Annotated in this window: 19 protein-coding genes, 1 tRNA gene, 2 riboswitches and 1 other annotated feature; of the genes, 3 read left to right on the plus strand and 17 right to left on the minus strand. The window is 39.0% G+C overall.

Annotated elements, in window-relative coordinates; translation table 11 throughout:
- From LJD61_RS02445 to LJD61_RS02475, 7 genes are all read right to left on the minus strand, one after another.
- Complete coding sequence (locus LJD61_RS02445; RefSeq protein WP_255225887.1) at positions 1–798, minus strand: carbohydrate ABC transporter permease; 798 nt, start codon at positions 796–798, stop codon at positions 1–3.
- A gap of 21 nt (positions 799–819) precedes the next feature.
- The gene (locus tag LJD61_RS02450; RefSeq protein ID WP_255225888.1) at positions 820–2193 is read right to left on the minus strand and encodes a sensor histidine kinase; all 1374 of its coding nucleotides are present in this window, start codon (positions 2191–2193) and stop codon (positions 820–822) included.
- Positions 2193–2873: a response regulator transcription factor gene (locus LJD61_RS02455; protein ID WP_255225889.1), complete on the minus strand. Its 681-nt coding sequence runs from the start codon at positions 2871–2873 to the stop codon at positions 2193–2195. The genes LJD61_RS02450 and LJD61_RS02455 overlap by 1 nt, the downstream gene beginning before the upstream one ends.
- A 72-nt stretch (positions 2874–2945) precedes the next feature.
- Entirely contained in the window at positions 2946–4343 is a 1398-nt protein-coding gene (locus LJD61_RS02460) for an extracellular solute-binding protein (protein ID WP_255225890.1), read from the minus strand.
- An 86-nt stretch (positions 4344–4429) separates the two neighbouring features.
- Positions 4430–5548 carry an ABC transporter ATP-binding protein gene (locus LJD61_RS02465; protein WP_255225891.1) on the minus strand — a complete coding sequence of 373 codons (1119 nt, stop codon included), beginning with the start codon at positions 5546–5548 and terminating at the stop codon, positions 4430–4432.
- Between the two features lie 243 nt (positions 5549–5791).
- Positions 5792–7486, minus strand: coding sequence for an ABC transporter ATP-binding protein (locus tag LJD61_RS02470; RefSeq protein ID WP_255225892.1), 1695 nt, complete (start codon positions 7484–7486; stop codon positions 5792–5794).
- Between the two features lie 328 nt (positions 7487–7814).
- A complete protein-coding gene (locus LJD61_RS02475; protein WP_255225893.1) occupies positions 7815–7937 on the minus strand; it encodes a hypothetical protein in 123 nt (40 codons plus the stop codon).
- 202 nt (positions 7938–8139) lie between these two features.
- Here LJD61_RS02475 and LJD61_RS02480 point away from each other — a divergent pair, with 202 nt between their 5' ends.
- Positions 8140–9438, plus strand: a complete 1299-nt coding sequence (locus LJD61_RS02480) for a helix-turn-helix transcriptional regulator (protein ID WP_255225894.1) — start codon at positions 8140–8142, stop codon at positions 9436–9438.
- An 82-nt stretch (positions 9439–9520) separates the two neighbouring features.
- Here the strand turns inward: LJD61_RS02480 and LJD61_RS02485 are convergent, their stop codons facing one another.
- From LJD61_RS02485 to LJD61_RS02500, 4 genes are all read right to left on the minus strand, one after another.
- The gene (locus LJD61_RS02485; RefSeq protein ID WP_255225895.1) at positions 9521–12754 is read right to left on the minus strand and encodes an NAD(P)-binding protein; all 3234 of its coding nucleotides are present in this window, start codon (positions 12752–12754) and stop codon (positions 9521–9523) included.
- 26 nt (positions 12755–12780) lie between these two features.
- Positions 12781–14574: an NADH-quinone oxidoreductase subunit NuoF gene (gene nuoF / locus LJD61_RS02490; RefSeq protein ID WP_255225896.1), complete on the minus strand. Its 1794-nt coding sequence runs from the start codon at positions 14572–14574 to the stop codon at positions 12781–12783.
- Positions 14575–14610: 36 nt separating this feature from the next.
- Entirely contained in the window at positions 14611–15099 is a 489-nt protein-coding gene (nuoE, locus tag LJD61_RS02495; RefSeq protein ID WP_255225897.1) for an NADH-quinone oxidoreductase subunit NuoE, read from the minus strand.
- A 200-nt stretch (positions 15100–15299) separates the two neighbouring features.
- A complete protein-coding gene (locus tag LJD61_RS02500) occupies positions 15300–15956 on the minus strand; it encodes a hypothetical protein (protein WP_255225898.1) in 657 nt (218 codons plus the stop codon).
- Positions 15957–16491: 535 nt separating this feature from the next.
- Between LJD61_RS02500 and LJD61_RS02505 the strand changes: the two genes are divergently transcribed.
- Positions 16492–17637 carry a THUMP domain-containing class I SAM-dependent RNA methyltransferase gene (locus LJD61_RS02505; RefSeq protein WP_255225899.1) on the plus strand — a complete coding sequence of 382 codons (1146 nt, stop codon included), beginning with the start codon at positions 16492–16494 and terminating at the stop codon, positions 17635–17637.
- A 256-nt stretch (positions 17638–17893) separates the two neighbouring features.
- Here LJD61_RS02505 and LJD61_RS02510 read toward each other — a convergent pair whose 3' ends face one another.
- Positions 17894–18127, minus strand: a complete 234-nt coding sequence (locus LJD61_RS02510) for a DUF3006 domain-containing protein (protein WP_255225900.1) — start codon at positions 18125–18127, stop codon at positions 17894–17896.
- A gap of 24 nt (positions 18128–18151) precedes the next feature.
- A complete protein-coding gene (locus LJD61_RS02515; RefSeq protein WP_255225901.1) occupies positions 18152–19021 on the minus strand; it encodes a ComEC/Rec2 family competence protein in 870 nt (289 codons plus the stop codon).
- A gap of 262 nt (positions 19022–19283) precedes the next feature.
- Here LJD61_RS02515 and LJD61_RS02520 point away from each other — a divergent pair.
- Positions 19284–19359 (plus strand) — tRNA-Thr (locus LJD61_RS02520).
- Between the two features lie 142 nt (positions 19360–19501).
- On the opposite strand, the gene gltA is transcribed toward LJD61_RS02520, so the two are convergent.
- From gltA to LJD61_RS02540, 4 genes are all read right to left on the minus strand, one after another.
- Positions 19502–20881 (minus strand): NADPH-dependent glutamate synthase, encoded by a 1380-nt coding sequence (gene gltA, locus LJD61_RS02525; protein WP_255225902.1) that lies wholly within the window; start codon positions 20879–20881, stop codon positions 19502–19504.
- The gene (locus LJD61_RS02530) at positions 20881–21750 is read right to left on the minus strand and encodes a sulfide/dihydroorotate dehydrogenase-like FAD/NAD-binding protein (RefSeq protein ID WP_255225903.1); all 870 of its coding nucleotides are present in this window, start codon (positions 21748–21750) and stop codon (positions 20881–20883) included. Before LJD61_RS02530 ends, gltA begins: the two co-directional genes overlap by 1 nt.
- Positions 21751–21834: 84 nt before the next feature.
- A riboswitch (glycine riboswitch) is annotated at positions 21835–21913 on the minus strand.
- Positions 21914–22014, minus strand: a riboswitch (glycine riboswitch).
- Between the two features lie 227 nt (positions 22015–22241).
- Complete coding sequence (gene metG, locus LJD61_RS02535; protein ID WP_255225904.1) at positions 22242–23861, minus strand: methionine--tRNA ligase; 1620 nt, start codon at positions 23859–23861, stop codon at positions 22242–22244.
- 81 nt (positions 23862–23942) lie between these two features.
- Positions 23943–24206, minus strand: a binding site (T-box leader).
- A 73-nt stretch (positions 24207–24279) separates the two neighbouring features.
- Complete coding sequence (locus tag LJD61_RS02540; protein WP_255225905.1) at positions 24280–25608, minus strand: serpin family protein; 1329 nt, start codon at positions 25606–25608, stop codon at positions 24280–24282.
- Between the last annotated feature and the right edge of the window lie 4 nt (positions 25609–25612).

The raw sequence follows: 25612 nt of genomic DNA on the forward strand, positions 1-25612 counted from the left end.
TTATCTTTCTCCTACTTTTTTCCCATATTTTCTATCCTTATAGAACAGCAAAAGAGCAAAAGTAAAAATGATTGCAGCAAAAATATATGCCGCCGCCGTAAGCTTTTCATATTCCAGAGACTTGAATTTGTTGTTCATATAGTGCTGCAGCATATAGATCTGAGGGTTGGGATATTTGCCCTGCAGTATATATACATCTCTGAAAACCTTGAAAGAATTTATGACAGATACGATGCCTACGAACACGGCGGAAGGGGTGCACAAAGGCATAAGTATATGTCTAAGCCTTTGGAAATAGCTGGCTCCGTCAATTTGCGACGCTTCGATGAGGGACGGATCAATCTGCAGAAGCCCTGCCAGATAGATGATCAGATTGTAGCCCGTGTTTTTCCATATAAATATCATGATGACTACCAGCATGGCATAATCCGAATCCATCAAATTTCCTGCCCCGGTCCCCACGAGCTTGCGAAAAAAGCCTGATACTGAAGTCGAGGGCACAGCGATAGGAAGCAAAATAAAGAGGTATACAAACTTAGGAGGCTTAAGCTCATAAATAGCCAGCGCCAATATGAAGGATACAAGCATGATGAGGGGAATGGCAATGCCCATAAAGGTCACAGTATTCTTTATGGCTAATCTGAAGGTATCGCTTTTCACTACCTCTATGTAGTTTTGTAATCCCACAAAGGTATTGTCAAAGCCGCTCCTGCTCAGGGAATATTTTATCCCCCACAGAAAAGGGAGCACATAAAGCAGAAAAAAACCCAGTATGCTAAGAAACACCATAAATATCATGCGATCACCCTATTCATCTGATTAATCCTCAATTATAACAGTAAACTCAGTACCGCCCTCTATATCACTTTTAACAAGAATATCCCAGCCATGCCTTTCCGCAATTTTCTTCACTATGAACAAGCCGAAACCGCTTCCCTCTACCCCTCTGCCTCTGGATTTATCCACCCGGTATAAAAAATCAAATATATAAGGCAGATCCTTATCAGGAATTCCTATTCCGTCATCCTTGATTGCAAGGAACTTTTTGCTATTTATTGAGCCTGCAGAAATTTCTATCTTTCCGCCTTCCCTGCCATATTTAATGCTGTTGTCAATAAGGTTTGTCAACAGTTCTCTCAGCATGGAAACATCAGCGGAAATCAAAAGCCTCTTATCGCAGTTATTTTTTAGCATCATCTGCCTCTGCACAAGGCGCGGACCGAATAATCGGCTGAGAAACCGGACTTCGTCATATATGCAAACATTTTCCTTGAGAATCTCCGACTGGTCAAGCCTGGTTGATGTCAGGAGAGATTTCACCAAGATCGAAAGCCTGTCTATCTCGCAGTTGATATCATTCAGATATTCTTTATATACATAAATATCATCGTCACCGTCTATGAGGGACTCCACAAGGGTTTTGATAGCGGCCAGAGGAGTATTCAATTCGTGAGATACATCGCTCAAGAAGCGCTTTCTGCTTATATCTGTTTTGTATATCTCCTGGCTCATGCGATTGAAGGTATCTGCCAGCTTTCCTATTTCATCAGTCCTTTTAATCTCAACCTGCATATCCAACTTTCCATCTCGGATGGCCTCGGAGGCAGAAGTCAAAACCTCAATGGGCTTTGAAATCCTGCATCCCAGCCGCCATGCCAATATTACAGCAAGCATACAGGCTAAAAAGGATATTAATATGACTTGTATCTTCAAATCGTATATATCCTTAATTATAGAATCAAGATATGTTGAGATAAGTATCAATCCCATCAAACCTCTGCTGTCCTTAATAGGTACCGCAACCAGCATTATATGATGCTTATCCTGCTTGGCATAACCTGTCTGACTGACTTTATCCTTTATCGCTCTATCAATCACGCTGTTTTTCAACGTTTTGCCGAAATACTCAGCATATTTATCAGCTAAAACACGGCCTTTATTATCCATAACTATAACACGGCCTTCAACATTTTTAGTGTAATCCTGCAAAACTCTGTTGAGTGTTCCCGTATCCTTAATATGTTCACCAGCTATACCGGCAATAAAATATCCGTATTCAATCTGCCTGCTCAAATTTTTACTTAGCTGCCTATCCTGATAGCTGAAAATCAATACTATATCAATTATTAATATGGTGATCACAATAATTGCCCCGTAAGCGAAGGCCATTCGTGTACTGATTTTTTTTAACATTATAGAATATCCTTTCTGAAGAAATATCCTACACCCCATTTGGTTCTTATCAACTCAGGCTTGGAGGGATCATCCTCAATCTTTTCACGCAGATTACTTATATGTACATCCACAGTCCGCGTATCGCAAGCATACTCATTCCATATGGTTTCAAACAGAATTTCCCTGGTAAAAACCCTGCCGGGGTTTCTTAAAAACATGTGCAGTAAATCGAATTCCTTAGCCGTAAGGCTTATCTCCTCATCCCCCTTGGATAGCGTTCTGTTTGAAATATTAAGTCTTAGTCCGGATGTTTCAATAGTTTCATCTTCATTTTTCATGTTTTTATACCTTCTGTATACTGCATTGATGCGAGCAATCAGTTCTCTTTTATGAAAAGGCTTAGTAACATAATCATCTGCGCCAAGCTCAAGCCCTAAAATCTTGTCCACATAATCATCTTTAGCTGTCAGCATGATTATTGGTATATCCCTATGCTGCCTTATCATTTTGCATAATGTTATGCCATCGATTTCCGGCAGCATAATATCAAGCAGAATAAGCTCCACTGCTTCACGACTTATAACTTCAAGAGCTTCTTTCCCATCATACGCTGCAAATACCTTGAAACCATTCTGCTCCAGACTGTGCCTAAGCCCCTTTACAATCAATCTCTCATCATCGACAACAAGTATATTCATGCTTTATCTCTCCTTTTAAACAAGGATTTATATGCATGTATTCAACAAATTCTTTTGTTTTCCTTTAGATCTCTACTCACTTACTCTAAGATTTAACTCATCCTCAACTTTTTGGAGTTCTTGGCTTAACTCCTCTTCTGAATAAGTTTTATCCGAGAACACGGGTTTAAAAGTATTGTAAAGTGCGAGCCCATATAGCTTATTCTTTTCATTCCTGTTGAAATCTGCATCCAAAATGAGCTCTCCGCTTTTCAACTGATTAAGTGCATAGTCCATCACTTCCAGTGCTTTTTCATTAAGCCCTTTTTCCGTTGGATAGTTCTTAATATCCTTTTCAATCTCTTTATTCACCGGATAAAAATTATATCTTTCATATACTTCATTCAACATATCCATTTGGGTTTCATTGCTAAGAATACCATTTATAAATTCATATGCCAGTTCAAGGTTCTTTCCGTTTTTATTTATTGCAAAGCCATAAGATTTAAGCACAGCTTTTTTATCCGCCTGCTCCGGAAGAACAGTGAGGCCTTTTGACATAGCATTATGAATCTCTGATGCTCTCAGTAAATTAGTTAGATCACCAAAATGTACATCTTTCAAACGATCACGCCTATATTCCTCAGACCATATAATTTTTAAAACATTTTGGTATTCTTCTGATTGAGGTTCACGGAACATGTTGTAGTAATTTTCATAAGTATAGCCCTGATTTAGTTTATAGCTGCCTGAAAATATCTCATTTCGCATGTTTTTTATAGCTTCCTTCATTTCAGGCGTATTCATGAGCACTTTATTGCTTTCACTGTCATAATAGTTCAAATCCCTGAAGTACATTTCCGTAAGCTCATCATATTCATCAAATATAAAGAATCTTGGTGACTTATCCAGCCATTTATCCCAGATCTGCCGAAAATCCTTTTTAGTCCAATCCAGAGGTATTTGTTTTATCGCCAATTCATCCAGTTTTTCATTATTTAATGCAATGGAATCATAATGAATACCAACAGGTATATAGTACATATCATCTTTCAGCAAAGAATCATACATTTTATCCATATTAGGAATCCTTCCTTTTGCATTGACCAAAGCACCTTGCTTAGTAAGCTGGTCAAGCAGAAAAAAGGTTCTGTCATAGAATATAAGCTCAGGTCCATCCTTTGCATACAGTTTAGAAGCAAAAGCCTTTTTAATATCCTCAATATTATTTGCTCCGGCAGGTGCTACAAATCTCACCTTTACTCCAAACTGCTCCTCAAACTGCTTAATATAACGCCTGTTAAATTCAGAATCCTTTATTGTTGAATTTTTATCCCTTGGACGGTAAAGTATAGTTAATTCCTGTTTATTCTCCTTAGGTTCCGGAGATACAACTTCCCCGGATGCACCTGCCATTTTATTTGCCGGGCTGCATGCAGCAGTCAAAGCAGCAAAAGCTGCTGCAATAAATAAAGCAACTATTTTTTTCAATATCTCTCCCCCATTCTCATTATTCTATCTTTATTTTAAATAGTAAAAGTAAGAAAGGCTTCTTCATAAGGAAGTGTAAGCATGCTCTATAATTTTATAATTGCTTCTCCGGTTTCTTCATCAAAAAAATGGATGTCTGAAGGATTCACAGCAATATTCACTTGATCCTCTAGCTCAATTTCTGCAATTTTACTTATCTTTGCTATCATTTTTATTCCACACTTTTTCAGATGTAAATAAACATCTGCACCGGTATTCTCAATTACTTCCACTTCTCCACTTATATAAGTCATCTTTTTATCCGGAGAGCTTTTCACAACAGCATTTAAGTGTTCAGGCCTTATTCCCGCGTAAATATTTTTATCGTTATAGCCTTTATCCAATAGTATTTCTGCCATGTCAGCTTCAATCGCCAATTCTGTTCCATCAATTAGTCGCACAACTGCTATATTATTTTGTTGGTGTACTGTTCCTTCCAATATATTCATTTGAGGGCTGCCTATAAAACCTGCAACAAAAAGGTTGGCAGGGTGATTATATATATTTTCAGGCGTATCTATTTGCTGAACTTCACCATCCTTCATTACTACTATTCTGTCGCCCATAGTCATGGCTTCAATTTGATCATGAGTAACATATATCATGGTGCTTTTAAGCGTCTTGTGCAACTTTGTGATTTCTATCCTCATCTGGCCTCTAAGCTGAACATCCAGATTAGCCAGAGGCTCGTCCATAAGAAATATCTTAGGCTCTCTTACGATTGCCCGGCCTAACGCCACTCTTTGCTTTTCACCTCCCGATAGTGCCGCAGGCCTCCTATCCATTAAATGTTCAATCCCTAGAATTTTGGCAGCCTCTTCTATTTTTCTATTTATATCTTTCTTTTTCAAATTTTTCAGCTTAAGTGCAAAGCCCATGTTATCATACACCGTCATGTGAGGATATAGAGCATAATTTTGGAATACCATCGCTATATCCCTGTCTTTGGCCGACAATTGATTAACCCTTCTGCCATCAATATATATTTCTCCATCGGTTAGATCCTCCAGCCCTGCTATCATTCTGAGCAAAGTTGTCTTGCCACAGCCTGAAGGCCCTACCAGCACAACAAATTCCTCATCTTCTATATCTATAGAAAAATCCTTAACTGCTGAAGTATTTGAAGAATATTTTTTATTGACATGCCGCAAGGATAGATCAGCCACTTTCTCACCCTCTTTTTATTTTCCTGCCTTTATTCTAAATAATAAAAGTAAAAAAACAATGAACATTTGTAAAGAAAGTTTAAAGTATTCGACCAAAAAGAAAGCCTCATAGAATTAAAGGGGGTTGTTGCGTAATGAATAAGTTCATTGTGCAACATCCCCTTTTAGTTCCTGATACAATTTTAAATTTATACTGATGTTCGCTTTATTAATAATCCCATGGTTCGAAATAAGCAAAGTTATTTAATTGCCGTTCTTAGCGACATTATATAGATTGTAAAAGAAAGCTCTTCTTTCCATAAGCTCATCGAAGGTGCCTTGTTCTATCAAGGCTCCGTCTTTTAAAACAAATATGCTGTCATACTTTTTCAATATCTCTTCATTCAGTTTATGTGTGACCACAAGGCATGTGAGCTCAGGTATATTTAATATGGAATTTTCTATGTTGTATGAGGTTTCATTGTCCAGAGATGATGTGGCTTCATCAATGACAAGTATAGGTGTATTCTTTATTATGGCTCTTGCAATGGCTATTCTCTGCTTTTCTCCGCCGGACAAATTGCGGCCGTTTTCTCCTACAGGGCTATTGATTCCATCGCTCAAGCTTTTGATAAGCTCTCTCAGCCCTGACAGATCTATTGCATTTTCTATGGCTTCATCGCTGTAATCTTCAAATAATGTGAGGTTGTCTCTTATACTGCTGTCAAACATATATATGTTTTGATGTATTATGCTCACTAATCTATATAAGTCTTCCGCTTTTATGCTTTTATTGTCTATCCCATCAATAAATATATTTCCTGAATGGTTTTCATAATATCTGAGAAGCAATTTCAATATAGTGGATTTCCCGCCTCCGCTGTTCCCCACTATTGCATACTTCCTGCCTTTTTTAATGATAAAATTCACATTCTTTAACACGGCCTTTTCGCCGTCATAGGAAAAAGAAATATTATAAAAGCGCAGCCTGTCATCAAAGACCTTTTTGCTGATTCCTTCATCGCTCTCATCATGCTTGAGCAAAATATCATTTATTTTATCTTCAATAAGCTTTACGGATTTTAATCTGTTAAGCCTGGAAGATAAGCTTACAAGAGGATTTACTATATTGTTCATCAATTGTGTTATGGCAAGCATCAGGCCAATGGTCATCTTGCCTGTTATTACAAAATATGCGTTTATGCTCATGGTTCCCAGAAAAATCATGAATCCAAATGCTGTGGCTAAGGAATCTATTGCTCCTGCAAATACATTATACCTGTATTTTGACAGTTCAGCTCCCTCATTTGATATCCTATAATCCTCCAAAACTCTTTTCTCAATATTAAAGCCTTTTATTACCTCAAACCCGGAAAAAATATCCTTTATCTTCACTGTAAATAGCCCTATAGCCTCAGAATAAGCATTTCTATATCTGCTCAATGTCTTCCCGGAAATGACAGGTATGCCTATTGGAATCAATGCCGCTGCAAAAACAAATATCGCCGCATATATATTCAACCTTATCATGGCTATTGTAGCAATAATGAAAGCAACCAGATTAGAGAATAGATCGAATAAATTATTATAATAGTCCTGTTCCAATATATTTATATCATTTGTCAGCAAAGATATGTTTTTTGCACTGTTTTCTTCATTGAATTCATTAATATTCCGATAAATTATCTTGCTAAAGATCTGATTCTTTAAATCTGTAAGGGATCTTCTCAGCAAACAAGCCTTTAATACCTTAGCTACCATCCAAACGATAATAGATATAAATATGTACATCAAAAAAACTATGACTGCATACTTGAGATCCTTAATGCTTCCGGATGAGCTAGCATCAACAAGTAATTTCAGCACCAAAGCCATAGCAACATTAAGTGCCGAATCTAATATCGCAAATATTATATTCAGCGCAAACAACAGCTTGTGCCTAAGCAAATATTTATACATACTAGCCCCCCCTGATCAATTTTATATAAAATGATCGATTAAATTTTTAACACTGAACTAATCCGCCCTTTTATAAATTATAAAAGTCATAGAACAGTAACTGCTAAACTTAGCAGTTACTGTTCTATTTATTGCTCCTTAAACGCCGTTGAATCAGAAGCATTAGTAAGAATGTATCCAGCCGGTATATTTCTAAAGCGATACTGGGACGTCGAAGTAGAAAACGCCGCTGCTCTTGCAGCTATAGCTGTCGATAATGAAGGATTCCGAGAAATCATATATGCTTTGAAGGTGGTAGTAATGTCAGCTTTATAACATTTTGAGGCGATTAAAACATTGACTCTTCTGTACCTATACTTAGCATCTTATTGTTTTCCTCTTCCGCAAAGCAATAAACAGGTGTAAGGCCAATAATGCTTAATATTACCAAAACTAATATTAGCTTTTTCATCTTCCTCTTCCTCCATCTCCTATTTTCTCTTATAAAGTAACACTATATGACATTAATGTAAACCGTGATATAATATTAACAGAAATGATTTACAGTTAACCAAACACGTTACATTAAGAATCCAATATCTATTACAACATTTCTATTCTGAACAAAAATTTTTCCTATATTTGTTGAAATTATTAACAAAGAGGTGTGGCTTATGATCAACTCCGTAGGCAGTAAAATCAAGAACTTGCGCATAAAAAAGAAGATGACGCAAGCACAACTATGCGGAAGTATCATTAACAGATGCGTATTAAGCTTGATAGAGAATAATAAGATGCAGCCATCTATCTCCCAACTAAATCATTTTTGCAAAGTACTGGATGTTCCCGTCACTTATTTTACAAGTAATATAGACTATAGTCAAACCATCAGCAGCATTGGAACAGATGATGGTTCTGACCTAAATAGGGCTTTTGCTGCCGGAGAATATGAATATATAGCAAAGCTGTATGAGCATGATTCTGTAAAATTCAATACAATAGAAGACATAAATAAATACTATTATTTGGGAATGTCATACTATAATATAAAAACATATAAGGAATCCGCCTTGACTTTAAGAAAATATATCAACAGCTTTTCAAAGAAGCCCGAATCTTATCGGAAATCTAACTTTATAGAATATGCTACAGCACTCAATACTCTTTCCAAAATATATATGCAAAGAAGCAATTATAAAAAAGCTGAGGAATATCTTAATATTGCTTTTAACTTCTTGATACGACTCCATGAATTAAATTCTCTAATATATTGTATTGTGATAAACAATCTCTCTCTTATTTACAACTATACAGCCCAATATAAAAAAACCTATACCCTTATAAATGACTTTTTTAATACTCATGATAATTTAACTTACAGGGTAGTTGCTCCTCAATTGCATATAGCAATGAATATCGCCTGCTATAATCTAGGCAAATATAGTGAAGCCATCGAACATATACAAAAAAGTATTCTTCTGCTTAATTATGAAAACGATGCCCCTGAAATAGGCCGTTGCTATATCAACTATATCAATGTTCTAAGATATTGTTGCAGATTTTCTGAAGCCTTTGAGATAGTTGAAAAGTGCAAAAAAGATTTTTATGATAATAAAGTTTTATATAGAAAATTCTCCATGCAGGAATTGATATTATACTTTAATATCAAAGACTATCCAAAAGCCGAGGAATTATTAGGCAATATAAATGTTAACAGCCTGCAGGAGATGGGGAAAAACAACTATCGCTTTATAGCAGGCCATATATCCTTTATACATAATGAGTATGAAAAAGCTTTAAAAAATTTTAATAATTGTGAAAAATACTTTCTAAAAAATATGTACCACTATGATTTGGCTTTGATTTATGATGACTTGTTCGCAATAACAGGGGACAAGCTGTATCTGGAGAAAAAGAAAGCATCACTTTTACATGATGCCGTCAGGCGCAATGTACTCATTGATGTTTTGTAATATATTGTCATCCTAAAGGCATTGCCCTCAGGATGACATATAAAAAAATGTGCTGTTATCAGTGTAATTCGTATAATTGATCCTATAAAGATTTGATCACATCAATGTTTGACTTCCCAGTCTTGGGCTCCATAGCTTTGTTGAGCTTCTGAACTCTTCCCTCGCTGTTGGTATAGGTTCCTTCATTCTCTGCAAAGCTTGTTATCGGGAGAACTGCATCTGCCAACTTAGCTGTTTCTGTAAGCAGCATATCAAATACTGCAACAAAGGCTGCTTCTTTCAGTGCCTTCTCTGCCCCAGGGTTTCCTGTGCCTATCGGGTCTTCTCCATATATCAATACTGCATTGTCTCTCAAGCTCATTTCCGCTGCTTTGAAGGCCTTTACTCCTTCATTTACCAAGCCTAGGCTGTTCGGCTTATTCTGCATAAGCAGTATGCTCTCCTCATTCTTATCCAAGGCTTTCGCCAATCCTGCCGCTGCCTTCGCTTCAGCATAGCCTGCAGCTCCGCCTATCATTATAAGAGGGGATACTGCCTTCTTAAGCTTTGCTGCCAATGCAGCAACCGGTCCGTCGGCTGCCTCACCCTTAACTGCTTTGGCTAATGCTTCAGCAAAATCTTTAACCTTATTATCATCAACTCTAACAACCATTCCTGCATATCTGTCCAGCTTTGATACAGCCTCACTTACCATTATAAGCTCAGCACCCTTTTCTGCTGCAGCTTTCACCATAAGCGCTGCTACAGGGTTTTCTTCCTTGATATCAAAGCCTAAGCATAAGATAGTATCAGCTTTATTGATATCTTCGTAAGAAGCTTTTTTATAATCCTTGCCGAAAGAATCCTGCAAGCCATAGGCTGCATCGCTTAAATCAAAGCTGTATATATTTCCTGATACAAGCTTATTCATTTCAGCCGCTTCTTCATTGGTGGCTTTTTGTGATACAAAGCCCATTGCTCTATGAGATTTCATTTTTTCACTTATGAGCTTATGAGCTTCTTCCCAGCTGCTCTCCGCCAGTTTGCCTTCTTTTCTTATCATTGGCTTTACTATTCTCTCAGGAAAATTGATGAAGCTGTTTTGGAATCTGCCTTTTTCGCATAAATTTCCACTATTTACACCCAATCCTGCTTCTGATGTAGCTCGGATAAACCTGTCCCCTGATACATGAAGCTTCAATGTGCATCCTGTTCCGCAGTTATTGCATATAGTATCTACGATTTGCTCTGCAAATGGTCCTTGCTTAGGCAGCTGAACCTTCTCTGTCAAAGCTCCTACCGGGCAGGTAGAAACACATTGGCCGCAGGATTCGCAGCGGCTGTCCTCTCCGAAAGGTTTTCCGAAGGACGGCTCTATGGTAGTATTGTATCCTCTGGAGATGAAGCCCAGCGCGCCTGCGCCCTGCACCTCAAGGCATATCCTTACACATCTTCCGCACATGATGCATTTATTCTTGTCTCTGCTGATGAAAGGATGACTTTCATCAATAGGATGCTTTGTGATGGCGCCTGCCAGCCTATCTTGTTTGGCCCCATAAGTTGTTGCAAACTCTCTCAGCTTGCACTCATGGACGTCCTTGCATCCGCAGGACAAGCATCTTTGGGCTTCAGCCTTTGCCTGTTCTTCAGTAAAGCCTAATTCGACCTCCTTGAAATTATACTTTCTCTCCTCCTTGCTGAGCATAGGCATTCTGTTTTTGTCTATTTTTTCGTATTGTTCAAATTCTTTCTTATCAATATCTTTAAGCTTCTGTCCCTTGACATGGTTATACATCTGGGGAAGCTTCTCAATCTTTTCCCCTCTTAAATATTTATCCATGGAGTAAGCTGCAATTCTCCCTGCCGCGATTGCCTTGATGGCTGTTTGAGGGCCTGTAACTCCATCTCCCCCCGCAAATACTCCTTCTATATTGGTGGTCATGAGATCCAGGTTGACCACTATCTTGTTATTTTTAGCTTCCAGATTAAAGCCATCGTTTATAAAGCTCAGGTCCTGGGTCTGGCCGATTGCTCCTATAACATAATCTGCAGGCATCTTGAATTCTGAGCCTGGTATTTCTATAGGCCTCCTTCTGCCTGATGCGTCAGGTTCTCCAAGCTCCATCCTGATGAATTCAATATAGATGGGCTTTCCTGCATCGCTTATTATCTGCTTTGGAGCTATAAGGAATTCAAATTCTACCCCTTCATATTCGGCTTCTTCTATCTCCATCTCATGAGCAGGCATTTCTTTCTTTGTCCTTCTATAGGCTATGGTAACTTTTTTGGCTCCCAGCCTCAGAGCTGTCCTGGAAGCATCTATTGCAGTATTTCCTCCGCCTATTACTATTACATGCTTGCCGGATAGATCAATATTATGACCTAATCCTACTCTGCCCAAAAAGTCCACACCGGCGTATACTCCCATTGGGCATGCTTCGCCTTCGCACCCTATGGGCTGCCCTACCTGTGAGCCGATGCCCAAAAATATGGCTTCATAGCCGTCTTTTTTAAGGCTTTCATAGGTTACATCCATACCAAAGGTCTTTTCATATTGAATCTCTACACCAAGCTCTTTTATAGTGTCGATTTCCTTGTCCAATGCTGCCTTGGGCATTCTATATTCGGGTATTCCATATCTCAGCATTCCGCCGCCTCTGGGCCATCTCTCGAATATGGTGACTTTATGTCCTTCCCTTGCAAGATAGAAAGCACAGGACAAACCTGCAGGGCCTGCTCCTATTACTGCGGCTTTCTTGCCTGTTGCAGCTTTTTTATTGGGGACATAATGATCATCACTGTTCAAATCATAATCAGAAGCAAATCTTTTCAGATAATCAATGCCTACTCTCTCATCTACAAGATTTCTTCTGCACTCATCTTCGCAGGGCCTGGTACAAACTCTGCCGCAAACCACCGGAAGAGGATTCCTTTCTTTTATAAGCTTTACAGCTTCCTGGTATTGTCCATTGGCAATATGAGCTATATAACCCTGGACATCGATTCCTGCCGGGCATGTCATGCTGCAGGGAGCCGTACAATCTCCGTAGTGCTGGGATAAAAGAAGCTCCAGGCACATCCTTCTTGCATCATTGACAGCATCGGTTTCAGTTCTTACTGTCATCCCATCGGTAACTCGAGTTGCACAGGCCAACATATTGCCTCTGGCGCCTTCCACCTCTACCCTGCAAAGCAGGCAGGAGCCGAAGGGCTTCAGTCTGTCATCATGGCACAAAGTCGGTATGAGCATATTATTTTCTCTTGCCACATCCAATATAGTCTGGCCAGGATTGGCAGTAACTTCTTTTCCGTTTATGGTTAAATTCAATTTTCCCATAGTTCTCTACCTCATCCCTTTACAAATTATTCTACGACAATAGCAGCAAACTTGCAGGTATCCTTGCACAACCCGCATTTTTTGCATATGCTGCTATCGATCTTATGTGCTTTTTTCACTTCTCCGGATATGGCCTTTACCGGACATGCCCTGCTGCAAAGTGTGCAGCCTCTGCACTTATCTTCGATTATTTTATATTCTATCAAGCTCTTGCACTGCTTGGCAGGACATTTCTTATCCCTGATATGAGCTTCATACTCATTTCTAAAATATTTTATTGTGGTCAAAACAGGATTAGGAGCAGTCTGACCCAAGCCGCAGAGAGAATTTTTCTTGATATTTATAGCCAACTCTTCTAAAAGCCCAATATCGCCTTCTCTTCCTTCTCCCTTTGTTATCCTTGTTAAAATTTCATTCATTCTTTTTATTCCAATCCTGCAGAAGGTACATTTGCCGCAAGACTCATGAACGGTAAAGTCCAGGAAGAATTTTGCAATATCAACCATACAATTATCTTCATCCATAACAATCATACCGCCGGAACCCATTATAGCCCCTGTTTTAGTAACGGAATCATAATCTATAATAGTATCTATCAGTTCTGCAGGTATGCAGCCGCCGGAAGGCCCTCCCATCTGCACGGCCTTAAAAGCTTTGCCGTTTGGGCAGCCGCCTCCTATATTGTATATGATTTCCCTCATTGTAGTACCCATAGGAACTTCCACCAGCCCGGTGTGATTTATTTTTCCCCCTAATGCGAAGACCTTGGTTCCCTTTGATTTCTCAGTCCCCATAGAAGCAAACCACTCAGGGCCGTTGTTTATTATAGAGCATATATTCGCATAAGTTTCAACGTTATTGAGGAGAGTAGGCTTTCCGAATAAGCCTTTTACTGCCGGGAAGGGCGGCCTGATCCTTGGCATACCTCTTTGCCCTTCTATAGAAGCTATTAAAGCAGTCTCTTCCCCGCACACGAAAGCACCCGCTCCGAGACGTATTGCAATATCAAAGCCAAAGCCTGTCCCTAAAATATTTTTACCCAGCAATCCATATTCCCTGGCCTGATTGATTGCTATTGTGAGACGCTTAACAGCCAGTGGATATTCGGCTCTTACATATATATAACCTTGGCTTCCTCCTATTGCATAGCCGGCTATGGCCATAGCTTCCAATACCGAATGAGGGTCACCTTCCAGAATACTTCTATCCATAAAGGCCCCCGGATCACCTTCGTCAGCATTGCAGCATACATATTTCATATCGCCTTGTGCTTTAGCGGTAAACTCCCACTTATTGCCGGTTGGGAATCCGCCGCCGCCTCTTCCTCTAAGGCCCGATTTTTTTATTGATTCAATAACTTCTTCGGGCTTCAGCTCTGTCAAACATTTTATCAAAGCTTTATATCCATCAAAAGCTATATATTCATCTATGTTTTCAGGATTTATAATTCCGCAATTTCTTAGCGCAACCCTTTGCTGATTTTTATAAAAATTTACTTCGTTTATGGATTTTATCCTGCTTTCTGCAACAGTCTCAGCATAGAGAAGCCTCTTTACAACTCTGCCTTTGATGAGATGCTCTTTTACGATTTCTTCTACATCTTCCGGTTTGATCATGCTGTAGAAAGAAGCTTCAGGATATATGATGACTATCGGTCCAAGAGCACATAAGCCAAAGCATCCGGTTCTCTCAACAATTACCTCCTGATCAAGACCATGGATTTTGATTTGCTCTTCAAAGTTTTTTGCTATCTGTTCCGAATTAGAAGATGAACAGCCGGTTCCCCTGCAAATCATGACATGGGAACGATACATTTTCATTCCATATTACCTCCTCATTGTTTGCTGACCTTAATTCTATCGGTACTTCTCTAAAATCGCCGGGATATCTTTGGGTATTAATTTGCCATAGACATCATTTCCTATCATCATCACAGGGGCAAGGCCGCAGCAGCCTAAACAGGCCACTGTTTCAAGAGTAAATCTATTGTCCTTGGTGGTTTCGCCGATCTCAATATTTAACTCTTCTTTTAAGGCTTCTGCTATCTTTTCCGATCCCTTTACATGGCAGGCAGTCCCAAAGCATAGCTTTATTATATTCTCGCCTGTAGGCGATAACCTGAATTGAGAATAAAATGTAATCACACCCATTACCTGTGTCGGGTGTAAGCCTGTCCTATCGCAAAGGGCCTCAAGGATATCCTGCGGTAAATAGCCATAAGCTTCTTGTATGTCTTGCAAAATAGGAATTAGTTCTGACTCTTTTCCTTCATACTTATCCAATATTTTGTCAAAATTATTAAAATATTGTCCAGGTTTGCCGCAGCAACATTTTTTGTTTCCCATAAAAAATGCACCCCCCAATTCTATAATACAGGTTATGTTTATTTTATATTTCAAAAATTTTAAATATTCATTTATTATAGAATATTAAGCAGCTTATGTCAATTTGCCGCTTAATAATGAAAGAGCAAATATTTAAGGCATCAAAACTTAAGTTTTGATGCCTTAAATATTACATATATTCATATAAAATTCATATTACTTCATTGCTCATCGACCAATTTATAGCTTTTCAAAAGTGAAGATACGGTAAATCCGTCATTTGTCTTATACTCGGATTTCACCAGGCCAACTCCCTTTTTTATATAATAATTTCTGTAAGCTGTTTTGTCCTTATATACCTCTTTTATGACTATACAGTCCTGAAAAGTGCCTGCTGGTACAGTTACAGAAGCATTAATATCTATGATCTCATAAGAATTTTCCGAGCTTACCCACTTATTTCCTACCTCAATGGGCAGCTTTATTATCGTTTCATCAAAATTTTCTTCCATATCAAGCACATTTTTCTCATCATAGACTTCGCCTTCTATATAGGTATGAACTAAAGCGTCATCTTTTACGGCATAAATATTTGCAGACCGGGTTCCGCCGTTATCTATCATCACTTGAAATTTATTGTCCTTTGAATAAGTTACCTTTTGAGTATAGGATGCATATTCATTCCCTTCTCCATCATATATCCATTCATTGCCCACCTTTAGCGGGTAATACAGACTTATATCATCCTTCGTCACCGGCACTTGCGCCTCCGGGGTCTCTGGGGTCCCCGGGGTCTTCACTGCAGGCGTGCAGGAGGATAGAACTGACGCTATAATAAATACTGCTGCAAGACTCAACGCAGCTTTATTTTTTTGCATAAATAATCACTCCAACCTTTATGTTTTTATTTGCTATTCTCTTGCTTATTATATATAACGCAATAAATGCATTTGTAGTTTTAAAACGGCGTATGCCGTCATTCTGAGCGTATGCGAAGAATCTTAGCCAGATTCTTCACTCCACTTTGTTTCGTTCAGAATGACAGTTTTGTAAAATATTTAATGCGTTATATATATTATTTTCAAATTATATTTATATATTTGACGTTTTTGGTCATAATTAGTTGCAGATATACGAAAATATATTATATATGATGACTTGCGATAAACTTTTTTGATATAATATTAATAAGCACAGACAAGGAGGTATGAATGTGAATAAGACTATTAACAATTATATCATATGGATAATAGTTCTATTCTTGGAATGGTTCATATTGAGAGTCGCAAACAGTGCTAACCTATGGATTTTCATTGCTATTCCAATCATTGCCGCATTTATTTACACGGAATACAACAATCAACCCCCAAAAAATAGAAGAAACTTAAGATGAAGTTAGCAAGGAGAGATCAAATGTCACATATCCAACTGTGTGCACCCTGCGGTTTTGCTCTGGAAGCTATATTATCCAGAGAAATTAAAGAGTTAGGCTTTGAAGTAAACAAAGTTGAGGACGGCAGGGTTTATTTTTTGTCTGATGAATCAGGCATAGCAAAAGCAAATATTTGGCTGCGAACCGGCGAGAGAGTGCTGGTGAAGATGGGAGAATTTAATGCCACCTCCTTTGAAGAGCTCTTTGAGCAAACCAAGAGCTTGCCATGGCATGAATGGATACCAAAGGAAGGCTCTTTCCCCGCTGCAAAGGCCTCCTCAGTGAGATCCAAGCTGTTCAGCACTTCAGATATTCAAGCTATAGTAAAAAAGGCTGTGGTGGAAAGCCTGAAGAAAAAATATGATGTGAATTGGTTCAGCGAAAGCGGTGCTTCTTATCCCATACATATCTTTGTATTTAAGGACCGGGTTACTCTATACCTGGATAGCACCGGACCTGCCCTGCACAAAAGGGGTTATAGAGAAATAGGCAGTGCAGCTCCGATAAGGGAAACATTAGCAGCAGCATTGGTATCGCTGACTCCATGGAAGGAGGGCCGCTTATTGGCCGATCCTTTTTGCGGCTCCGGAACCATAGCGATCGAGGCAGCTCTTAAGGGCCTGAATATTGCACCAGGCTTAAAAAGAAGCTTTGTCTCTGAAAAATGGTCGAGAATCCCCCAGAAATTGTGGAGCAGAGCGCGCCTTGAAGCCGAGGCTCATATAAGGGCAAGCGAGGATATCTATATTCAAGGCTATGATATAGATGAAAAGGTCATAAAGATAGCAAGAGATAACGCAAAAAAAGCCGGCGTGGAGAAATATATACATTTCCAGCAAAGAGATGTCAGAGAGTTTTCAAGCAAGGACAAGTATGGCTTTATCGTTACCAACCCTCCCTATGGAGAGAGGCTGGATGATATTAAAACAGTAGAAAGATTATATGCCGATATGGGCAAGGTCTTTTCCTCTTTAGACAGCTGGTCTTTTTATATCTTGACAGCTTATGAGGGTTTTGAACGGTATTTTGGAAGAAAAGCGGACAAAAAAAGGAAGCTTTACAATGGGATGATGAAAACTGATTTTTATCAATTTTTTGGTCCAAAGCCTCCGAAAATTGGAAACTGAAACCACTGAAAGACACCAAATTTTTCACGAAAAAGCACGGAAAACTATACATAAGCACCAAATATTCTATACAGTTGTCATTGCTATGAAAGTCCAGCGACCTTGTCATCCTGAGGGCTATGCCCGAAGGATCTAATTTGAGATTCTTCAGTCACAGGCTCCTTCAGAATGACCGAGACTGCTTTCGTTTATCGTTGTGCGGATACCGCGTAGTAATTCTGAACGAAACAAAGTGGGGGAGATTCTTTGTGAAGTTTCAGTGACTTTCCGTGGTTTCCGTTACCCAGAGATCATCCATCAATCTCTGGATATGTTCTTTTCTCTTAATGGTTTCATCTATATCCAGGCAAATTTTGTCCTCATGGATGACCAGGACATCCCCTTCTTTTGCTTCAGCAGGTATCCTGGCTCTCTCTATATTGACCACTTCTTTGTTTTCATCCTCGCAAACAGCATAGTCTCCTTCAAATCTATCGATAATATATCTCACGCTATCCACCTCTCATCTTTTGCCTTAGCGTATGGATTTGGCATTTTCACTAAAAGTTATTGATTCTCCGTCGGAGCTTGCTATTATAGTTCCGCTTTCGTCCGTCCTATAAACAATTATATTCTTTTTCTTTAATCTATCCAATATCTCTTTATGGGGATGTCCATATTGATTATCTTTGCCCGCGCTTATAATCGCATATCGGGGGTTTACCATATCCAAAAATTCCTTGGTTGTTGAAGTGGTACTGCCGTGGTGTCCAACCTTCAGAACCTCTGCAGATAAATCAAAGCCTTTTCCCATCACCTCTTTTTCAGATATGCTCTCGGCATCACCCGTAAACAGGAATGAGTTTTTCCCATTGGTAAGCTTGATCACTATGGAATAATTATTTGTTGATTCATAACTCTCGCCATTGGGTGCAAGTATTGTAAAAACAGCTCTTCCCAAATCAATATTTGTGCCGGGAATAGGGGTGTTGATCTTTAGCCCCTTTTTTGATATTGCTTTTAATACATCTTCAAAGGTCTTAGTGGTGCTCATGGCCTTGGGCATATAAACTGCACCGATGTCAAAGCTTTCAATCACTGCATCAAGCCCGCCTATATGATCCTCATGAGGATGAGTGCCTATTACATAATCCAATCTTTCTATATTCTGTGATTTTATATAATCTACTACTGCTTCAGCATCAGCGTTATTTCCTCCATCGATAAGCATAGTCGCTTCATCGCTCTGAACCAATATGCTGTCGGCCTGCCCGACATCTATAAAATGGACCTTCATCCCATCAGCGGCAGCAACATTGCCATCCTCTACGGGACCTCCGCTCATGATAGCTACTGCAGCATATATTATCAAAGCTGCCAGAAAAAATGGTAATTTCTTTTTCATGATTAACCCCCTAAAAGTTACATATATTCTAAGATATACATTATTTCACTTTAAATATACTCAAACAATAATATAAAATTCATATATTTCTCAATTATAGCATAGAAAGCTTATAGCATCGACATTCCAGACTATTTTGAATTTTTTTGAGTAGATGCTTGTGAGCGGCTTTATGATGATTATATCAGGGAGAAAATGAACGGTATAGATAAAAAAGCAATTGAAAGAAATAAGGAAAGCTGTTAAAATAGATAAGGATGATGCTACTGTGGCTCAGTCGGTAGAGCAGCTGATTCGTAATCAGCAGGCCGGGGGTTCGAGTCCCCCCAGTAGCTCCATATGAATACAAATCACTCATATGAGTGATTTTTTTATTTTATCCCTTGTCACTATAGACTAAACGGACTGAGTTCACAAAATGAAGAAAGCAGACTGAACTCAGCCTGCTCATAATAATATAAATATCATTATTTTTTTAAACTATCCGTTAATATACTTATCTATGGCAGCTGCAGCTTCTTTCCCTGCTCCCATTGCCAGAATAACAGTAGCAGCACCGGTCACCGCATCCCCGCCGGCAAAAACACCTTCCTTTGAAGTTTGACCCTGTTCATCTGCTACCAGGCATTTTTTCTTATCAACCTCCAGACCTTCTGTGGTGGAAGGAATCAGTGGATTAGGTGATGTACCAAGAGCCATTATTACAGTATCAACATCAAATTCAAATTCTGACCCTTTAACAGGTATCGGTCTTCTTCTTCCCGATTTATCAGGTTCACCAAGTTCCATTCTTACACATTTGATACCTTTTACCCAGCCCTTTTCATCACCAATTATTTCTGTTGGGTTGGTAAGAAGTTCAAAATTTATTCCTTCTTCCTTTGCATGGTGCACTTCCTCTACCCTTGCCGGAAGCTCTTCCTCTGATCTTCTGTATACTATCCATACTTCTGCGCCAAGCCTCTTAGCCGTTCTGGCAGCATCCATAGCAACATTTCCTCCGCCTACTACCGCGACCTTGCTGCCAACCTTAATCGGTGTATCATATCCGTCTTCATAGGCTTTCATCAGATTATTTCTGGTAAGAAATTCATTCGCAGAAAATACGCCGTTATAGTTTTCTCCTGGTATTCCCATAAATTTAGGGAGACCTGCACCTGACCCTACAAACACTGCATCATATTTTCCTTTATCGAATAAATCATCTATTGTAACAGTTCTTCCCACGATGACATTTGTTTTTATCTTTACTCCAAGCTTCTTTAAGTTTCTTATTTCATGTTTTACAACAGTATCCTTAGGAAGCCTAAACTCCGGGATTCCATAGACTAAGACTCCGCCTGGCTTGTGGAGTGCCTCATAAATAGTCACATCATAACCTTCTTTGGCCAAATCCCCGGCGCATGTTATTCCAGCCGGTCCCGAACCTATGACTGCTACTTTGTGTCCATTGCTCTCTTTAGCTTCCGCTACTTCAACATCATGGTCTCTTCCCCAATCTGCAGCAAATCTTTCAAGCTTTCCTATAGCTACAGCATCCCCCTTATTTCCGAGAACGCATTTGGATTCACATTGCACCTCTTGTGGGCAAACTCTGCCGCAAACTGCAGGAAGTGCAGTATATTTAGCAAGAATTTTTGCAGCTTTGCCAAAATTTCCTTCGGCAATTTCATGAATAAATTCCGGTATATTAATTGATACTGGACATTTTGTTACACATTGAGGATTTTTGCATTGAAGGCATCTTTTGGCCTCTGCTACAGCTTCCTCTTCCGTATATCCAAGGCAAACCTCTTCAAAGTTGTGGCTTCTAACTTCAGGTGATTGCTCTGAAATTTGAACTCTCTCAAATCTGTTCATTAGTTAGCGCCTCCTTTATGACATGTGCATACATGTTCTCCATTTTTCTCTGCTTCTTCATTTTTATACTGAGCTTGTCTTCTGAGTGCTTCATCAAAATCCACAAGATGACCGTCAAATTCAGGCCCATCCACACAAGCAAACTTTGTTTCATCCCCAACGGTTATCCTGCATGCTCCGCACATACCGGTACCATCTACCATGATCGGATTCATGCTTACGATGGTTTTGATTCCAAGCTTTTTAGTCATGATGCATACAAATTTCATCATTATCATTGGACCTATGCATACGATAAGGTCATATTTTTTACCTTGATTTACTACGAGATCCTCAATCAAGCTGGGTATCATACCCTTAAAGCCGTAGCTGCCGTCATCTGTTGCTATATAGAGATTTCCTGCTACTTTTCTCATCTTATCTTCAAGAATTATCAAATCTTTAGTTTTAGCGCCTATAATTACGTCAACATCTATTCCTTTTTCATGGAACCATCTGGCTTGCGGATAAACCGGAGCAGTACCAACTCCTCCTGCTACAAACAGAACTTTTTTCTTTTTTAGCTCATTGATATCTTCATTTACATATTCCGAAGGCTGCCCCAAAGGTCCTACAAAATCATGAAAGTACTCCCCTTCATTGAATTGAGCCATTTTTTTTGTAGAACAGCCTATGGATTGAGCAACAATAGTGACTGTTCCTTTTTCCTTGTCATAATCGCATATGGTCAAAGGAACTCTTTCTCCCTTCTCGTCAGCTATGACGATTACGAATTGACCCGGTTGAGCTGACTGTGCCACCAGGGGAGCTAAAACATCCATTGAGAAGATGTTTGTTGATAGATTTTCCTTCTTTACAATTTTATACAATGGTAGCCCTCCTTACATATTTTAAAAAACATTTTGAATCATTGGAATTTTCATGCAATAAAAAAAGATAGAAGCTTCTTCGCCTCTATCTCTGTCATTAAACCTGAGAGATTCTTCTATATCAATAGAATTGCCCCTTCGGTGCATACGCTTTCCAGAGTTATGTCCGACTGCGGTCCTTTGGCCTGAGAGTTTCATTTAACGGGCTTTTCTGTACTTTCTCCTTCGGCTCCCATTATAATGGGTATCTCCCACAAGTCATCATCCATTCCATATCAAATTGTATTAAAATTAATATTCCCTTTCTATATCTCTGCAGTATTGGATTAATGCTATATATCCAAGCTTTATTTTATTGCTGCATAATCAAATCCAGAAGCATATTACAATCAAAATCTTTTATTGCATGTTTATTTTATCACAATCTTTTTGCTTATTCAATGTATTTTTATCCCATATTGCAACTTATCCTGCAATTTTTATTTTTGATTTTAATTGTTCATTTTTTCTATTTCCTCTTCTATTTGATTCTTGTCAATGCGCTCAAAAAGAATATTTACTTCTCCTAAATTCAAGCCGGATAAAACTTCAGTATATTCCCAGCCTAAATCTCCTATCTGAAGCATGGAGTTGATCTTAGATGATGAAACCGGCAAAAACGGCTCCAGCAGTATTGATAGGTTGGCAATAATCTGAACGCATGTGAAAAGCGTTTCCTTGCATCTCTCTTTATTTTCTTTCACCGTAATCCAAGGCTGTTCTTCATCAAAATATTTATTTGCAGAACGTATGAATGAAAATATTGTTTCAATGGCATCTTTAAAATGGCCTTGCTCAATAAAATCTGCCGAAATCGCATATAATCCTTTTATCGCTTCTCTTATTTCAGGATTGCATTGACCCTCCGGCACTTTACCATCAAAAAATTTTTGTATAAAAACAAGGCTTCTATTAACAAAATTGCCATATGCACCGAGCAGCTCTCCATTATGGCTATTAATAAATTCTCTCCATGAAAAGTCGGCATCTCTCGTCTCAGGGCCATTTGCTATAAAGAAATAGCGAATGGTGTCCGAGTCGTAATGCTTAATCAGATACGGTATCCATATAGCCCAATTTTGGCTCGTGGATATTTTTTTACCCTCAAGAGTTACATATTCGCTTGATATTATCCTATCCGGCAGGTGAAAGCCTCCATGAGCCTTGAGCAATGCAGGAAGGATAACAGTATGAAAAGGAATATTATCTTTGCCATGTACATAATAATGCAAAGATTTTTCAGACCATATGGATTTCCAGTCCACACCCCGAGCCTTTGCCCATTTCTTGCTTGCCGAAAGATATCCTAATACTGCTTCAACCCATACATATATCTTTTTATTTTCGAATCCTTCTACAGGCACAGGTATTCCCCATTCAAGATCCCTGGTCACAGCCCTGTCTCTAAGACCTTCATCGACATATCTTTTTGACAGACCCGTTGCATTGGCTCTCCAACCGCAAGAATTGGTGATATAGTCATTAATGAACTGCTCCAGCTTTGATAATGCCAAGAAGAAGTGCTCCGATGATTTGAAAACAGGAGTTTCACCGCAGATTCCACAGCTTCTTTCGTCTAAATTCGCTGGCTCTAAAAGAGCCCCGCAATTGTCACATTGGTCACCCTTGGCACTGCTTCCACAGTTGGGGCATTTGCCTATAACAAATCTATCCGGGAGAAATTGGCTGCACTTTTCACAAAAGGCTTGCTCTATGGTTTTACTATAAATATATCCGCTGTCCAAAAGATCAGTAAAGAACTCCTGAACAAAACCAATATGATAGGGATTATTGGTTTGGGTGTACAAATCATAAGAAAAGCCTAGTTTTTCAAAGCAATCCTTGAACTCATCATGATAATGGTTAGCTATTTGCTCAGGAGGTATACCCTCCTTATTTGCCCTGATCTGAATAGGTGTACCGTGGCAATCGCTTCCTGACACATAACACACGTTATATTTTTTCAGTCTGAAATACCTCGCCAAAACATCACCTGGCAGCAAAGCTGCAATATGACCAATATGAAGTGATCCATTTGCATAAGGCCAGGCTCCTCCAATAAATATGTCCATTAAAAACACCTCCTGATTTTTTAAGTCGTCTGATCATGTATATAAGAACAAATAAATAAAGCCCTCACCCCCAGGTATTATCCTGGGGACGAGAGCACTATACTCCGTGGTACCACCCCGGTTCGCTGATGACTTACGGCATCAGCCTCAACAAGTACGTCAGAATAATAAATTCTGATTATACTCCGGCACTGTAACGGGTGCAGCCGTCGCAGCCTAAATCCATAAGAAAATCGGTGCGAATGCTCCGAGACCATGTTCACCTGTCTATTCTTTACTCCTTTTCACCAGCCGGAGCTCTCTGCTAAAGTCATCGACGGCTACTCTTCTCTTCATCGCATATATAATATTAACATATTTGTAATATTCTAATACAAACAACTCTATGAGTCAATGGGTCAAGCAAAATTTTTCTGCTTCATGCTGCTGGATTGTTTATAACCCCGATAAACAAAGGGCATGCATCTGCTCCTGTTATTGCAAATATAAAAGGCCTGTCAAGGATCATCTCGGCTGTGCCGTCCGGCCTTGCTGCTCCCACATAATCAATCTTAGTAAATGCAGTGGCTTCGCAGCCTTTTTCATCAATAGAGATTGCGGCTGATTGTTTTATCTCCGAAACAAATATAGGCTTTGTTTCAGATAATGGTGTAAAATCTGCTGTTCCGGCTTCAAAAACACTTTTAATGCCTAAGCTTTCTACAGATTTTCGCAAGTCAAGCTCTGCTTTATAATTGAACTTCGGAATTTTGAATATAACTTTCCCAAATTGACACTTCTCTGAAAATAAGGAGTTGACAGCCTCAGACAGTATCGCAGGATCTGAAACCATATCCATGGATGATATTCCTTCATCAGGCAGAATAAACACCATGCTGCCGCCATTTTTAAAAGAAAGGCCGGATGCAATATAACCGTCTGCTCCCACAAATCTGTGGCTGCCACGAGTCATATTCATGAAATCACAGCTTATAGTGTTCCCGTCTTCAAGATGAAAAGTGTCTTTTGCGGTTTTATCGGCATTGAAACTGTCCACCCATTCATCATAAAAATATACGGTATTGAGAAGGGTCATCACCTGTTCAGAATCTATTGGAAAATCATCGGGATCAGTGCCAAGCTTTCCTCCTGTATGCTCGGATACCCATTCACTGATTTTTCTTGATGTATATTTATCATCAAAATCTACGCTGAAAGAATGAGCATAATAATCTGCAGCCATTTTATCTAAGAAGCTTTTATTGAATTCAATATCTTTATTGAGCCATAATGAGTTTGCAAGATTCAGCCTTCCAATCTCATTATAAAAATACAATTTGCGAAATAGCTTTCCGGTCTGCTCCCTTATCATATCCATATCATTCATGCTTATTGCTTTTAGAATTTCTTCCTGTGTGCTTCCCTGGGCGCTTTCCGCCATCATTGCAAGAGCCATATACAAGCTCATAGGAGAATATAAAGCGTTTGTCTTTGAATCTTCTTCTTTCAAAATCATTGAAGCAGAATTAAAAGAAAATTTCTTAAGGTTGTCAATAAATTCTTCATCAATTTCTTCTCGTCGTTTAAGTCTTTCTTCAAAGTCATTAAAGCCTATTTTGCCAGGGTATTTGGGCTTCGCAATTATATGATCCGAATTAACGTTACCGGCAAACAGGTAAGAGCATAATATAGCAGCGATTACAGCAAAAGCAGCTCCATACCAAATTAAATTATGCGCCTTTCTTCCAGCCCTTTGAGCATTCGACATTTGC

The sequence above is a fragment of the Lutispora saccharofermentans genome (genome assembly GCF_024363565.1).
In the GTDB taxonomy this organism is placed as follows: Bacteria; Bacillota; Clostridia; order Lutisporales; family Lutisporaceae; genus Lutispora; species Lutispora saccharofermentans.

Excerpts from the sequence above, each read along its gene's own strand:
- LJD61_RS02540 (WP_255225905.1), bottom strand. The coding sequence starts at position 25,608 with ATGTCGAATGCTCAAAGGGCTGGAAGAAAGGCGCATAATTTAATTTGG.
- LJD61_RS02455 (WP_255225889.1), bottom strand. The coding sequence starts at position 2,873 with ATGAATATACTTGTTGTCGATGATGAGAGATTGATTGTAAAGGGGCTT.
- LJD61_RS02475 (WP_255225893.1), bottom strand. The coding sequence starts at position 7,937 with ATGAAAAAGCTAATATTAGTTTTGGTAATATTAAGCATTATTGGCCTT.
- LJD61_RS02445 (WP_255225887.1), bottom strand. The coding sequence starts at position 798 with ATGATATTTATGGTGTTTCTTAGCATACTGGGTTTTTTTCTGCTTTAT.
- LJD61_RS02480 (WP_255225894.1), top strand. The coding sequence starts at position 8,140 with ATGATCAACTCCGTAGGCAGTAAAATCAAGAACTTGCGCATAAAAAAG.
- LJD61_RS02515 (WP_255225901.1), bottom strand. The coding sequence starts at position 19,021 with ATGAAAAAGAAATTACCATTTTTTCTGGCAGCTTTGATAATATATGCT.
- gltA (WP_255225902.1), bottom strand. The coding sequence starts at position 20,881 with ATGAACAGATTTGAGAGAGTTCAAATTTCAGAGCAATCACCTGAAGTT.
- LJD61_RS02470 (WP_255225892.1), bottom strand. The coding sequence starts at position 7,486 with ATGTATAAATATTTGCTTAGGCACAAGCTGTTGTTTGCGCTGAATATA.
- nuoF (WP_255225896.1), bottom strand. The coding sequence starts at position 14,574 with ATGAAAATGTATCGTTCCCATGTCATGATTTGCAGGGGAACCGGCTGT.
- LJD61_RS02505 (WP_255225899.1), top strand. The coding sequence starts at position 16,492 with ATGTCACATATCCAACTGTGTGCACCCTGCGGTTTTGCTCTGGAAGCT.
- LJD61_RS02485 (WP_255225895.1), bottom strand. The coding sequence starts at position 12,754 with ATGGGAAAATTGAATTTAACCATAAACGGAAAAGAAGTTACTGCCAAT.
- LJD61_RS02450 (WP_255225888.1), bottom strand. The coding sequence starts at position 2,193 with ATGTTAAAAAAAATCAGTACACGAATGGCCTTCGCTTACGGGGCAATT.
- nuoE (WP_255225897.1), bottom strand. The coding sequence starts at position 15,099 with ATGGGAAACAAAAAATGTTGCTGCGGCAAACCTGGACAATATTTTAAT.
- metG (WP_255225904.1), bottom strand. The coding sequence starts at position 23,861 with ATGGACATATTTATTGGAGGAGCCTGGCCTTATGCAAATGGATCACTT.
- LJD61_RS02500 (WP_255225898.1), bottom strand. The coding sequence starts at position 15,956 with ATGCAAAAAAATAAAGCTGCGTTGAGTCTTGCAGCAGTATTTATTATA.